Below are 11,844 nucleotides of genomic sequence, written 5' to 3'. Positions count from 1 at the left end.
GGAACGGGACGGACCCGCAGCGCCGAGGCTCAGCCGGCCGCCGGCGCGATCTCGTTCGGGGTGACCTCCAGCTCGGTGCTCGCGAGCACCTCGCCCGTGGTGAGGTTCACCGCGTGCACGCTGTCCGCGGCGGGCTCGGTCACGTAGGCGATGTCACCGGCGACGACGATGGCGGGGTGCGGGTCCTGCCACTCGGCCGGCCCTTCCCACGCCTCGATGACGGGGTAGGAGTCGGTGATCTCCCCGGTCTCGGGGTCGAGCACATGGATGGCACCGTCGGCGCCGAGGATGTAGGCCAGGTCGTCCGGCCCCCGCACGACGTCGCGGAAGGTGTACTCCGCTCCCTCCGGCAGGGACACGACCTCGGACGTCATCGCCGCGGTGTCGATGAGCGTGACGGCGTCGAGCAGGTACCCCTCGGCGTCAGGATCGTTCTTGTAGTCGCCCACCACGATCGGGCTCGTCTCGCTCACGTAGGCGTTGCCCATGCGGCCGTACGGCTGGTCCGGGGCGGCGAGCTTGGTGATCTCGCCGTCCTTGTAGACGAGCGCGCCGTCCTCGCAGCCGAAGACGACGACCTCGTCGGACGCCGTGCCTTCGCCGTGGACGCCGGGGCACTGATCGGACGCCGCGATCTCCGTGCCCTCCGCATCGCGCACCACGATGCCGCTGCGACCGTCCGCATCGCCCACCGTGGTGAGGAACGTGCCGTCCTCCAGCAGCACCGAGACGCCGTGGTGCGCCTCGACGCCGTCGATGGTCTCCACTTCCGGGAGGCCGTCGTCGCCGAGGGCGGCGGGGTCGAAGATCGTGGTGTCGCTCGTGCCGTCGGCGTAGAGGATGGTCTTGCCACCGTGACGGACCACGTGGCCGGGGGTGTCGGCCGCGAACACCGTGTCGGTCAGCGCCGCGTCATCGGTCGACCCGGCTCCGGTGTCGAGTACCTGGAAGCCCTCGCTCATCGTCACCATGACGTGGCGACCGTCGCCCGCCGGGTTCAGGCGGGTGAACGGCTCCGAATCGAAGTCGGCGACGGTGTCGAGGGTCTCCCCGTCGAGGACGAGGATGCCGCCCTCGTACGAGATGGCCACCCGGGGGCCGGGGTCCGACTCCGGGGCATCGCTTCCGGCGGAGCCGGACCCGGGGCTGGTCGAGCAGGCGGCGAGCGTCACGGCGGCGCCGAGGGCGACCGCCCCGGCCAGCGCCCGGCGCAGGGGGAGTGTCTTCATGCGGTGCTTCTTTCTTGTGAGGGTGGTCTCAACGGGTGAGACCGGAGGCGATGCGCTCGGTGTTGACGCGCATCATGGTCAGGTAGTCCGGGGCGCCGCCGTCTTCCGCGGTGAGCGACTCGGTGAACAGCTCGATCACCTCGACGTGGACGTCGGCCTCCTCGGCGAGCGCCTGGACGAGGCGGTCGGGGGAGGAGGACTCCGCGAAGACGGCGGGCACGCCCGTGTCCTCCACGGCGCCCACGAGGTCGGCGAGGTCGGAGGCCGAGGGTGCCGCGAGCGTGGTTCCGCCCGGGATCACGGCGCCGACGACCTCGAAATCGAAGCGGTCGGCGAGGTAGCCGAAGACGTGATGGTTGGTCACGAGCGCCCGGCGTTCGTCCGGGATCCGGGCGAATGCGACGGTCATCTCGGCGTCGAGCGTCGTGAGCTCCTCGCGGTAGTCGGCGACGTCCGCGGCGAGGGTGTCGGCGTCGATCCCGTCGAGCGCGGCCAGGGCGGGCTCCAGGGCATCGACGACGTCGATCATGCGCGCGGGGTCGGTCCAGAAGTGCGCATCGGGCATTCCCGCGGCGTCGCCGTCGCGGTAGTCCAGCACCTCGATCGCGTCGCCGGCGACGAAGGACGGCACCTCCGCGGCGACGGCCGCGTCGAGATGCTGCTGCAGGCCCTCCTCGAGCCCGAGCCCGTTGGAGACGAGGAGGTCGGCGTCCCGGAGCGTGGCGGCCTCCTGCGCCGAGATCTCGAACGAGTGCGGGTCCGCGTTCGGCTTCATGAGGGTGACGACGCGAGCCTGACCCCCGACGAGCTCGCCGACCACGTCGCCCAGGATGTTCGTCGAGACGACGACCACCGGTCGCGTGTCGGCAGGGGTGGCGCAGGAGGTCAGGTTGGCAGCGGCGCACGCGGCGAGCGCCGTGGCGGTGAGAACGCGGAGGAAGCGCATGTCAGCGCCCCGTCTCGGCGACGAAGGCCGGGGCGTCGGTCGTGTCGAAGGTCCTCGCGACGCGGGCGCCGTCGGCGTAGTCGATCTCGAACAGCCGGTGCTCCGCCGGGCCGCTGAGGTAGGCACGGTGCTGGTCGGCGATGAGGACCGGGGTGGCTCCCCCCGCCACCGACTCCGCCACCAGCGGCGCCGTCTCCGCTCGCACCGCCCCGTCGAGCGCGCTGAGCACGAGCACACGGCCGTCCTCCGCGAGGGCGAGCAGGGTGTCGTCCTCATCGCCGACGGCTGTCACCTGCACGAGTGGGGCCGGAGCGGTGAGGAGGGTCCAGGCCCGGGCCCGGGTGTCGAGGATGCGGATGTCGGTGGGCCCGGCGAGGCCGGCGACCGTGGGGCGCCCCTCACGGTTGTGGAAGGACGTCACGGCTCCGGCCGGCGCGTCCTCCGGGTACGGGATGCGGTCGACGACGACGGCGCCGTCCTCGACCTGAGCCAGCAGGGCGCCGTCGGCGCAGCCGATCACCGCTCCGACCCTGGTCGTGATCGTGCCGCTCGGCGCGACGCAGCTCTCCCGGAGCCCGGTGCGCTCGCCGTGTGCCGTGTGGCCGACGACGGATCCGCCCGCCTCACCATCGTCCTCGGTCACGAGGGCGAACGACCCGACCGGTACCACCAGACCCTCGTGGGGAGTGCGCTCGATGCGGAACAGCTCACGGATCTCCCCCTTCGACAGGGCCTCCGTATCGAGGAGGACCGCGTCACCGGATCCGGAGAAGGAGACCCCCGTGCCGCCGGTGGTCGAGCTGTTCGTCGTCGCGACCGTTGCCGTGCCGTCGCCCTCGACCGTGCCGAGCAGCGCGGGCTCCGCCCGGTAGTAGTGGAAATGGTCGACGTGGTCCCACGTCCAGACGCCGCTGTCGACGACCTCGACGCCGTCGCCGGTGTCCGCGAAGAGGTACCGGCCATCGGTGGCCATGCCCTCGGGGGCGGCGACCGCACCGATGTCGGTGACGCTCTCATCCAGGAGGTCGAGGTGGGTCACCCGACCCGCGTCGTCGACGGTCGTGAGGCCGAGCTGCGGTTCGGCGACCTCTTCCGCTCCGGCGATCGCGCCGTGCCCGTCCGCGGGAGTCGAGGGCGCGGCCGGGCTCTGCGTCGCGGGACCGGCGCAGGAGGTGAGGGCGAGGGAGAGGGCGGCGAGAGTGATGAGGGGCAGGAGGCGGGAGCGCACGAGAACCTTTCGGAGACGGGTCAGGAGGCGGGAGCAGGGTCGGGATGGGCGGCCCGGTCGGCGAACGGATGCCGTGTGCGCACGGCGGCCCGCACCGCCCAGGAGAGGCCGGCGAGCCCGATCGCGGCGGCGGCGACGGACGCTCCGGCCGCGGTGGCCGCGTACCAGGACGCGAGGAGCCCGACGAGGACCGCGGCGACCCCGAACGCGGAGGCCAGGACCATGCGCGTGGGCAGCCGCGACGTCCACTGTGCGGCGGCGACCGCCGGAGCGAGGAGCAGACCGACGACGAGCAGCGAGCCGACCGCCTGGTACGACGCCACGACCGCGAGGGTCACCAGCCCGACCAGGGCCGCCTGGGCCCACCGCGGACGGAGCCCGAGCACCGTCGCGATCCGGGTGTCGAGGGCCAGCGCGACGAACGGTCGGTGGCAGAGGGTGGCGGCGATCACTCCCAGTGCCGCGGCTGCGGCGAGCAGGAGGAGATCGGCGCGGGTGATGGCGAGGATGTCGCCGAACAGGATGGCCGTCGCGTCCGTGGCGAAGCTCCCCGAGTGGGAGATGATGATGACGCCCAGAGCCAGCATCGCGACGAACAGCAGACCGATGCTCGTGTCGTAGGAGAGCCGGGCGCGTCGTTGCAGGGCGCCGATGCCGATGCTCATCGCGACGGCGCTGAGCGCTCCGCCCACGATGACCGGAGCCCCGAGCACTGTCGCCAGCGCGACACCGGGCAGCATCCCGTGGGCCAGTGCCTCACCGAGGAACGCCATCCCTCGGACGACGACCCAGGTGCCGACGACCCCGCAGAGGACCGCGACGAGCGCGCCGCCGAGGAGCCCGCGCTGGAAGAACTCGAGCGTGAACGGGGTGAGGAGGGCGGAGAACGAGGAGGTCACGGAACGCGAGCCTATGCGTAGTTGAGAATGATTATCAAATTCATAAACTGGAGATATGACGACGCTCTCATCGACCACCGACCCCTCCGTGTGCCTGGACGGTGTCTCCGTGCGGTTCGGGGAGCGCGATGCGCTGCGCGACCTCACCCTGTCGATCGGAGTCGGAGAGGTCGTCGCCGTCTCCGGCCCGAACGGCGCCGGGAAGTCGACCCTTCTCGAGGTCGTCGCCGGCGTGCGTTCACCGACGCGAGGGCAGCGGAGCGTGACGGGCCGGATCGCCTTCGTGCCGCAGCGCGCCGTGGTGCCTCCCGGCCTGCCGCTCACGGCGCGAGATGTCGTGGAGGTGGGTACGTGGGGGCGCCTCGGCGCCTTCCGGCGGCGGGATCAGCGTGCGCGCCACGCGGTCGAGGCGGCGATGGAACGCACGGCCGTGCAGGCTCTCAGGCGTCGTCCGTTCGCGGAGCTCTCCGGTGGCCAGCAGCAGCGGGTGCTGCTGGCTCAGGGGCTGGCGGCAGGCGGGGCGGTCCTCCTGCTGGACGAGCCGACGACCGCTCTGGATGCGGAATCGGTCCAGCGGATCCGGGCCGTGCTGCGCGAGGAGGCCGAGTGCGGAACGACCGTGATCTGCGTCACGCACGACGCCGGGCTGATCGCGGCGGCCGACCACGGGATCGCCCTCCTCGACGGGGTGCGGCAGGCAGATCCGCGTCGCCGGGACGCGCGCACGGCGGTGCGGTCAGAGACCGTGCCCCATGTCGAAGTCGGAGAGTGCGGGGATGTCGATGTCTCCGCGCGATGACGAATCGCCCGTGGTCTTCGGGAAGTGGCGATGCGCGCGCAGCTCGTCGACCTCCGTCGCGAAGTCGGGTTCGGGGTCCGCGGTGTGGTGGGGGCTCACGAGCACATCGTTGCCGACACCCACGAGCAGATCGGCCCAGTCCTTCTCCCCGTCCAGGAGGATCGGGATCTCCACCGCTTCGGACTCGCCCTCGCTGGCGATCGCGGCCGCGAGGGTGAGGAGCGTCTCGGCGACGTCGTCAGAGGTGAGGAGCTGCTGGCCGGCGTAGGAGACGAGTTTCATGAGGACATCTTGTCGTCGTCGGCACCCTCCGGCACGGGGGTTGCGTCGATCCTCGAGCAGGGGATAAGCGGTTCAGCGCAGATAGGCGTCGACCATCAGGGCGCCGCGGATGTCGCGGAGCCGGTCGATGAGCCGGGTGATCCCGGCTGTGCCCACGGAGGCGAGGGGAAGGTCGAACGGGCCCAGGGGCTCCAGCTTCCCCATGCGCAGCCGGACGACCTCCCATCCGGCGCTGCGGACCGCGCGGTCCTTCCGGCGGTCCGTCTCCTCCCGCTTGCCGACGTGCTCCAGCCCGTGCCGGCCGACCGTGTCGTACTCGACCGCGATGCGCAGCTCGGGGAGCAGGATGTCGGGCCACACCTCCGTATGCCGGAAGAAGGGCCGCCCGACCTTGATCGCGTTGAGCTCGTCGGGGAACACCAGCCGTTCGGCCAGTGCCTGCCGGAGCTTCCCCTCCGCCGCCGAGGCCGGCTTCGGAGCGCATGCGCTCAGGAACGCGGTTCCCGTCGGCAGCGCAGGAGTCTTGGTGCAGAGCGCCGGTGCCGGCTTCTTCGGACGGGCGGGGAGCGCACGTGCCTCTCCGAGGATCACCGGCTGCGGCCGCGCCAGCGCCGCGCACTCCGGACACCAGGACGAGCGCCGTCGGACCCGCCCCGGACGCTCGCGCTGCTCGGTCGGCGTCGCCGCGAACAGGTGCCCGACGGCGCACTCCCAGCAGAGCAGGACATCGGCGGCCAGCGGGATCTGCGAGAGCACGATGCCGTGGTTGAGCTCCGGGTGGTACTGCCGGATGAGCTCGGGGTAAGCCGCCCACGCCGCCCGGTACGTCCCGACCGCGTAAGGCACGTCGAGTCCGCGCGAGAACTGCCGTCTCGCCCACCACTGCTGCACGGACTCGGGCACGACAGCGACCGTAGGCCAGGCCACGGACATCGCCGCGCGGAGTCACCAGGGTGAACCTCGCTCGCCGCTCTGTCGTGTCCCCAGGGGCGCGCCTAGGGTCGGTGGCGAAGACCGGTGCCTCTGCGCGCGTGGAGAGCATCTCCGACCGCAACCGAAAGCAGGAAACCATGGCTGAACTGATCGTCATCTCCTATGACACCGAGAGCGACGCGGAGGGCGCCTACAACCGCGTCCAGGCCCTGCAGGACGACCTCGTCGTCGAGCTCGCGGGCCTCGCGCTCGTGAAGGTCGACGGGGAAGGCAAGACGAAGGTGGAGTACCCGGGCGCCGGGAGCAGGATCGGCCTGGGCGTCGCGTCTGGTGCCCTGTTCGGCGCGCTGATCGGCATCCTGTTCTTCATCCCGGTCGCCGGCCTGGTGTTCGGCGGCCTGCTCGGGGCCCTGTTCTCCGGTCTCGACAAGACCGGCATCGACGCCGAGTTCCGCGACCGGGTCAAGGCCACCGTGACGGCCGGCAAGTCGGCCGTCGTCATCTACGCCCTCAAGCTCACGGAGGACAAGTTCGCCGAGGCGCTCGCCCCGTACAACGGCACCGTCGTGCAGACCTCGCTGTCCAAGGAGGACGAGGCCGAGCTGGTCAGGGACCTCGGCGGCCACTGACCGCCCACTGATGCGCCCGCCGTGGATCCGCCCGCGGCGGGCGCATCGTCGTCTCCGGTGTCGGTGGGGCGTGCAAGGCTGCGCGCGTGGACACACTGAGCCTCCGGCCCTGGTCGGCCGACGATCTCCCTCTCCTGCGGGCGGCGAACACCCCGGAGATGACGGTGCACCTCAACGGGCCGGAGAGCGCGGCGGAGGTGCAGGCGCGTCACGAGAGGTACCTGCGTCTCGTCGCAGACGGCGAGGCCCTGATGTTCGCGATCATCGACGACGAGGGGCAGCCTCTCGGCTCGATCGGCGCGTGGCGGATCACATGGCAGGACGAGCCCGCGTGGGAGACCGGCTGGTTCGTGCTGCCTGCCGCGCAGGGCCGGCGGGTGGCCGCCCGCGCTCTCGCTCTGCTCGTCGACGTGCTCCGTGGTCGAGTGGGGGACGGGCGGCTCCTGCTCGCGTTCCCCGCGGTCGACAACCCCGCGTCGAACGCCGTGTGTCGTCGCGGCGGGTTCACTCGCCGGGGAACGATCACGGAGGACTTCCGCGGGGCCGAGCTCACGGTCAACGAGTGGGTGCTCGACCTCGCCGCCGACTCCTCGACGGGATGACGCCGTCGGGTCAGCGGCGCACGCGCGCCCTGGTCTTCGCCACCCCGGCGAGAGTCGCCCGCACCGGCGTTCCGAGGTAGAGCCCGAGGGAGGCGCCGGAGGCGAGGGCGATGCCGATCACGGCGGCGTCGATGAGCGATCCGCCCACGGTCAGCATCCCGGTGGAGGTGCCCGCCGCGTGCACGACCTCGAGCAGGCCCTGGAAGACCGCGACGCCGGGGACGAGCGGGACGATCGCCGCCGTCGTCACCGCGACCGAGGGCACGTGCAGGTTGTGTGCGATGAGCATGCCGATGAAGCTCGCCAGCAATGCTCCGACCGCGCTCGCCGCGGCCGGGTGCAGCTGGAGCGCGACGGTGCCCGCGTACCCGGCGAGGGTGACGGCGCTGAGCAGGGCGCTGACGAGGATGATGCGGATCCCGGCGCCGTTGAACACGGCCACCGCGACCGCGATGATGATGGCCCCCGCGAACTGGTTGAGCAGGGGTCCGAACGGCGCCGGGTCGTCCGGGAGCTCCATCGTGAAGCCCAGCACGCCACCGAGCTCCAGCCCGACGAGGATGCCGATCACCACGCCGAGCGTCTGCATCGTCAGGTCGAGGATGCGCCCGCCGGCGGTGAGTGCGAAGCCGTCGATGGCGTCCTGCGCCGCGCCCACCACGGTGAGCCCGGCGAGCATGAGCACGATGCCCGAGGCGACGATGATCGACGGACGGATGCCGACGAACGGTTCGATCCCCGCGCTGCCGAGCGCCGAGACCGCCACCGCGACGACCGTGGTGACGAGGCCCCCGGCGATCTGGCTGAAGAACAGCGGCACCCGCAGTCGGGCGAGGCCCGCCTGGGTGAGCGCCGCCCCCAGGGCCGCGACGAACGTGAGACCCACGATGAGCGGAGAGGCCCCGAGCATGATGCTCACCCCGACCGCGAGGAGCGTCCGTGCGACGATCACCACGGGCTGCTGATAGCGGAAGGGCACGCGGCGGATGACGCGGAAGGCGGTGCGCGCGGATTCCAGGTCCAGGCCGCCGTCGATGTCGGCCACGAGCGCCTGCACGCGCTGCAGCTTGGCGTGGTCCGGGGCGGCGACGCGGACCACGCGGACGAGGGTCTCCGGCCACACCTCCCCGCTGAGGTGGAAGGAGACCGTGATCGAGTTGTAGGTCACGTCGACCTGCACGCCCTTGAGTCCATAGGCCTCGCACACGCGGGTGATCGCGAGCGTGACCTCGTGGGCGGAGGCGCCGACCGCGAACATCGACTCCCCGATGCGCGTCGCGAGATCGAGGACCCGCGGGACGGTGTGCTCGTCGATCACGGGCATCGCCTCGGTGTGGGCGACGGTGGACGGATCGGTGTGCAGCAGCCGGCGGACGGAGTGGAGCAGTCGCTGAGGGGAACGCGCGGGCATATGTCCCATTCTCCCGCGGGCGAGGACCTCCCGATCGACCGCCCCGCTGTCAAGGCCCGAGACGACCTCCGGCCACGCTCTTAGAGTGGCCTCGCCGTGGCGCTCCCGACGCCGTGGCAGGAGGACTCGACGATGACGGATGACTCGCTTCCCACGGAGGCGCTGCTCGATGGTCGCTACCACCTCCGGGAGTGCGTCGGGCAGGGCGGGATGGCGCGGGTGTACCGCGCCGAGGACTCGCTGCTCGGGCGCACAGTGGCCATCAAGATGCTGCGTGCGGAGACGGAGGAGGGGGCCGCGTCCGAGCGCGCTCGTGGCGAGATGACCGTCCTCGCCTCACTCAACCATCCCGCGCTGGTCACGCTGTACGACGCGCAGCTGCATCCCGGGCGGGCCGAGTACCTGGTCATGGAGTTCATCGACGGGCCGACCCTCGCGGCGCGGATCGCCCAGGGGCCGCTTCCTTCGGACGAGGTGGCGGCGCTGGCTGCCGACCTGGCGGAGGCTCTGCACGTCGTGCACGGCGCGGGCATCGTGCACCGCGACATCAAGCCCTCCAACGTCCTGCTCACGGGTCGCTCTCTCGCCGGGAGCCGATCGGGCGCGAAGCTCGCCGACTTCGGGATCTCGGTGCTCGTGGACGCGGCGCGGCTGACGTCTCCGGGGACGGTGATCGGGACCGCGGCGTACCTGGCGCCGGAGCAGTTGAACGGCGCGGCGCCGGCGCCCGCCGCCGACATCTACGCACTGGGGCTGGTCCTGCGCGAAGCGCTCACCGGAGAGCGCGCGTTCGCCGAGGCGGAGGGGATCGGGGCCACCCTGGCCCGCCTGATCGAGCCGCCCACGATCCCGGAATCCGTGGGTCCGGCGTGGTCCGCGCTGCTCCAGCGGATGACCGCCACGGATCCCGAGGACCGGCCGAGCGCCGCCGGCGTCTTCGCGGCGGTGTCCGCGCTCGCACAGGATCCTTCGCTGCCGCCCCGCCCGCCGGTGCCGGCCCCCATCGCCGCCGCAGCATTCGCGGATCGGACACCGACCGGCCCCTCCGCGCCCCCGACGCAGACCCGCGTGCTTCCCGTTCGTCCGTCTGCCGAGGGGGCGATGCTCCGCGCCCGGGCCCCTCGCACGCAGCGCGTCCGGCGGCGCCGCGGGCTCCTGACCGGCGCGGTCGCGGTCGCGGTGGCGCTCACCGTCGCCGGAACGCTCTGGGCGGCGGGGGCACTCAACCCGAATCCCGCGGTGACGCCTGTCGACACCGAGCCGAGCCCTCGTTCATCGCCCACGCCGGCAGTCGTGGTGCCCGTGACCGTCCCGGAAGACGGGGAAGAGCCGTCGACACCGGCCGAGGCTCCGCCCGCGGCACCGGAACCCGCGCCCGGCGTGCCGGCCGACAAGAAGGCGGAGAAGGCTCAGGAGGCCGCGGAGAAGGCCACGCAGAAGGCCGCCGAGGAGCAGCGGAAGGCCGAGGAGGACGCGCAGAAGAAGGCCGAGAAGGCTCAGGAGCGCGCAGAGAAGGAGGCGGAGAAGGCCCAGGAGGAGGCGGAGGAAGCGGAAGCGGAGGACGCCGACCTCGAGGACTGAGTCCTCGGGCCTGCGACCTCCGCGTCGGCGGAGCCGGTGTCAGACGGTGAGGTCCGCGAGCTGCCGGGAGGCACTGCTCGTCTCGATCGGCTCCGGCACCAGGTACAGGCCGTTCGTCGTGTTCGCGGTGTACGCCAGAGCGTCCACCCACCGCCGGTTGATGGCCGGGGGCCTGCTGCCGAAGAACTTGAACACGATGTTCGCGTTCGCGTGCACCCAGACTGTCGTCCGGCCGCCGCCGACGGAGGCGTCTTCCTTCCACGAGAACGGCATCGGCTCTCCGCGCCGGAGCTTCGTCATCATGACGAGCTGGATATGTGTGAGAGCGCGGTCCTCGATCTCGACCTTCGGACCGCCCTCGTAGATGAACTTGCCCATTGGATGGATCCTTCGTTCCATCACCACAGGAACCCGTTGCCAAGAGGCGCAACCACGCTGATCGCTGGTGGGGATATCTCTACGGTCTCACCTATCCCGGATTCGCAACACCCCACCTTCGTCCAGCGGTCGCGGCGGAGGTCCCCGGTCTCAGATGCGGCGAGGGCCGGGACCGTTCTCGCCCAAGGCGTCCTCGGGGTTCAGCAGGCGGCAGGCCTTGAGGGACAGGCAGCCGCAACCGATGCAGCCCGCGAGCTCGCGCTGCAGATGCTCGAGCTGCGTCCGCCGCTCCTCGAGCTCGGCGCGCCAGCGTTTGGCCACGCGGCGCCAGTCGCCGTGCGAGGGCGGCGCGTCCACGGGCAGGGTCTGGAAGAGCTCCTGCACCTCGCTGAGCGGGATGCCGATGCGCTTGGCCACGACGATGATGGAGATCCGGCGCAGCATGTGTCGGCGATATCGCCGCTGGTTGCCGGGCGTGCGCGTCGAGGCGATGAGACCGAGCTGCTCGTAGAAGTGCAGCGCGGAGGGGGCGACGCCCGTGCGTCGGGTGACCTCTCCGATCGGGAGGAGATCGTCGGGTTCCATCCGCCGCCCTTCCGTAGACCTCAACAATAGTTGAGGAACGGGCGGAACGGGTCAGCGCGACGTGGGCGGAAGCTTGTCCACGCCGTGGCGGTTCGGCTTGTCCGGCTCTGCCGCCGTCTCCGGCGTCACGTCCGGGCTGTCGGCGGGTGCGCCGGACGTCGGATAGTGCGGCTCGTCGATCTCGACGGCCTTGTCCCGCTCATCCGCCGGGGGGAGGTGGTCCAGGGGCTGCTTGATGTCATCGGGGTGGTGGCTCATGGACCCAGGGTGCGCTGTTCCGCCTGCAGCGCCCAGGGGGTTGTCATCCGGTCGGCGGTGTGGTCGGTGGGTGGCGCTACGGTG

Annotated in this window: 14 protein-coding genes; 4 read left to right on the top strand and 10 right to left on the bottom strand. The window is 71.6% G+C overall.

Going from position 1 to position 11,844, the window contains the following annotated elements:
• Positions 1-29: 29 nt before the first annotated feature.
• From aztD to aztB, 4 genes are read right to left on the bottom strand one after another with little or no spacing between them, the layout of a single operon-like run.
• Positions 30-1,229 (bottom strand): zinc metallochaperone AztD, encoded by a 1,200-nt coding sequence (gene aztD / locus AB0N68_RS03005; protein ID WP_292796141.1) that lies wholly within the window; start codon positions 1,227-1,229, stop codon positions 30-32.
• A gap of 28 nt (positions 1,230-1,257) precedes the next feature.
• Complete coding sequence (gene aztC / locus AB0N68_RS03000; RefSeq protein WP_292796144.1) at positions 1,258-2,175, bottom strand: zinc ABC transporter substrate-binding protein AztC; 918 nt, start codon at positions 2,173-2,175, stop codon at positions 1,258-1,260.
• Position 2,176: 1 nt separating this feature from the next.
• On the bottom strand, positions 2,177-3,403 hold the full coding sequence (locus AB0N68_RS02995) for an ABC transporter (protein ID WP_292796148.1): 1,227 nt from the start codon (positions 3,401-3,403) through the stop codon (positions 2,177-2,179).
• A gap of 20 nt (positions 3,404-3,423) precedes the next feature.
• Complete coding sequence (gene aztB, locus AB0N68_RS02990) at positions 3,424-4,302, bottom strand: zinc ABC transporter permease AztB (protein ID WP_292796151.1); 879 nt, start codon at positions 4,300-4,302, stop codon at positions 3,424-3,426.
• 55 nt (positions 4,303-4,357) lie between these two features.
• On the opposite strand from aztB, the gene AB0N68_RS02985 reads away from it, so the two are divergent.
• The gene (locus tag AB0N68_RS02985) at positions 4,358-5,101 is read left to right on the top strand and encodes a metal ABC transporter ATP-binding protein (RefSeq protein ID WP_259954030.1); all 744 of its coding nucleotides are present in this window, start codon (positions 4,358-4,360) and stop codon (positions 5,099-5,101) included.
• On the opposite strand, the gene AB0N68_RS02980 is transcribed toward AB0N68_RS02985, so the two are convergent.
• Positions 5,039-5,383 carry a hypothetical protein gene (locus tag AB0N68_RS02980; protein WP_187662384.1) on the bottom strand — a complete coding sequence of 115 codons (345 nt, stop codon included), beginning with the start codon at positions 5,381-5,383 and terminating at the stop codon, positions 5,039-5,041. The two genes, AB0N68_RS02985 and AB0N68_RS02980, sit on opposite strands and share 63 nt — an antisense overlap.
• A gap of 72 nt (positions 5,384-5,455) precedes the next feature.
• Entirely contained in the window at positions 5,456-6,286 is an 831-nt protein-coding gene (locus tag AB0N68_RS02975; protein WP_232089099.1) for a putative endonuclease domain-containing protein, read from the bottom strand.
• A 167-nt stretch (positions 6,287-6,453) separates the two neighbouring features.
• On the opposite strand from AB0N68_RS02975, the gene AB0N68_RS02970 reads away from it, so the two are divergent.
• Both AB0N68_RS02970 and AB0N68_RS02965 read left to right on the top strand, forming a co-directional pair.
• On the top strand, positions 6,454-6,945 hold the full coding sequence (locus AB0N68_RS02970; protein ID WP_187662382.1) for a DUF1269 domain-containing protein: 492 nt from the start codon (positions 6,454-6,456) through the stop codon (positions 6,943-6,945).
• An 86-nt stretch (positions 6,946-7,031) separates the two neighbouring features.
• On the top strand, positions 7,032-7,547 hold the full coding sequence (locus AB0N68_RS02965; RefSeq protein WP_187662381.1) for a GNAT family N-acetyltransferase: 516 nt from the start codon (positions 7,032-7,034) through the stop codon (positions 7,545-7,547).
• Between the two features lie 10 nt (positions 7,548-7,557).
• Here AB0N68_RS02965 and AB0N68_RS02960 read toward each other — a convergent pair whose 3' ends face one another.
• Positions 7,558-8,958, bottom strand: a complete 1,401-nt coding sequence (locus tag AB0N68_RS02960; RefSeq protein ID WP_292796158.1) for a threonine/serine exporter family protein — start codon at positions 8,956-8,958, stop codon at positions 7,558-7,560.
• 96 nt (positions 8,959-9,054) lie between these two features.
• On the opposite strand from AB0N68_RS02960, the gene AB0N68_RS02955 reads away from it, so the two are divergent.
• Positions 9,055-10,539, top strand: a complete 1,485-nt coding sequence (locus tag AB0N68_RS02955) for a serine/threonine-protein kinase (protein WP_313366720.1) — start codon at positions 9,055-9,057, stop codon at positions 10,537-10,539.
• A gap of 39 nt (positions 10,540-10,578) precedes the next feature.
• Here AB0N68_RS02955 and AB0N68_RS02950 read toward each other — a convergent pair whose 3' ends face one another.
• The 3 genes from AB0N68_RS02950 to AB0N68_RS02940 all read right to left on the bottom strand — a co-directional run bounded on the left by AB0N68_RS02950 (position 10,579) and on the right by AB0N68_RS02940 (position 11,760).
• A complete protein-coding gene (locus AB0N68_RS02950) occupies positions 10,579-10,917 on the bottom strand; it encodes a DUF7882 family protein (RefSeq protein WP_292797276.1) in 339 nt (112 codons plus the stop codon).
• Between the two features lie 150 nt (positions 10,918-11,067).
• Positions 11,068-11,502: a redox-sensitive transcriptional activator SoxR gene (soxR, locus tag AB0N68_RS02945; protein ID WP_060922707.1), complete on the bottom strand. Its 435-nt coding sequence runs from the start codon at positions 11,500-11,502 to the stop codon at positions 11,068-11,070.
• A 51-nt stretch (positions 11,503-11,553) separates the two neighbouring features.
• Positions 11,554-11,760 (bottom strand): hypothetical protein, encoded by a 207-nt coding sequence (locus tag AB0N68_RS02940; protein WP_025102541.1) that lies wholly within the window; start codon positions 11,758-11,760, stop codon positions 11,554-11,556.
• Positions 11,761-11,844: the final 84 nt, after the last annotated feature.

The sequence above is a fragment of the Microbacterium meiriae genome, assembly GCF_040685015.1.
Taxonomy (GTDB): Bacteria; Actinomycetota; Actinomycetes; order Actinomycetales; family Microbacteriaceae; genus Microbacterium; species Microbacterium meiriae.
Note: the sequence above shows the minus strand (reverse complement) of the source record. Positions and strands in the feature narration are given on the sequence as shown.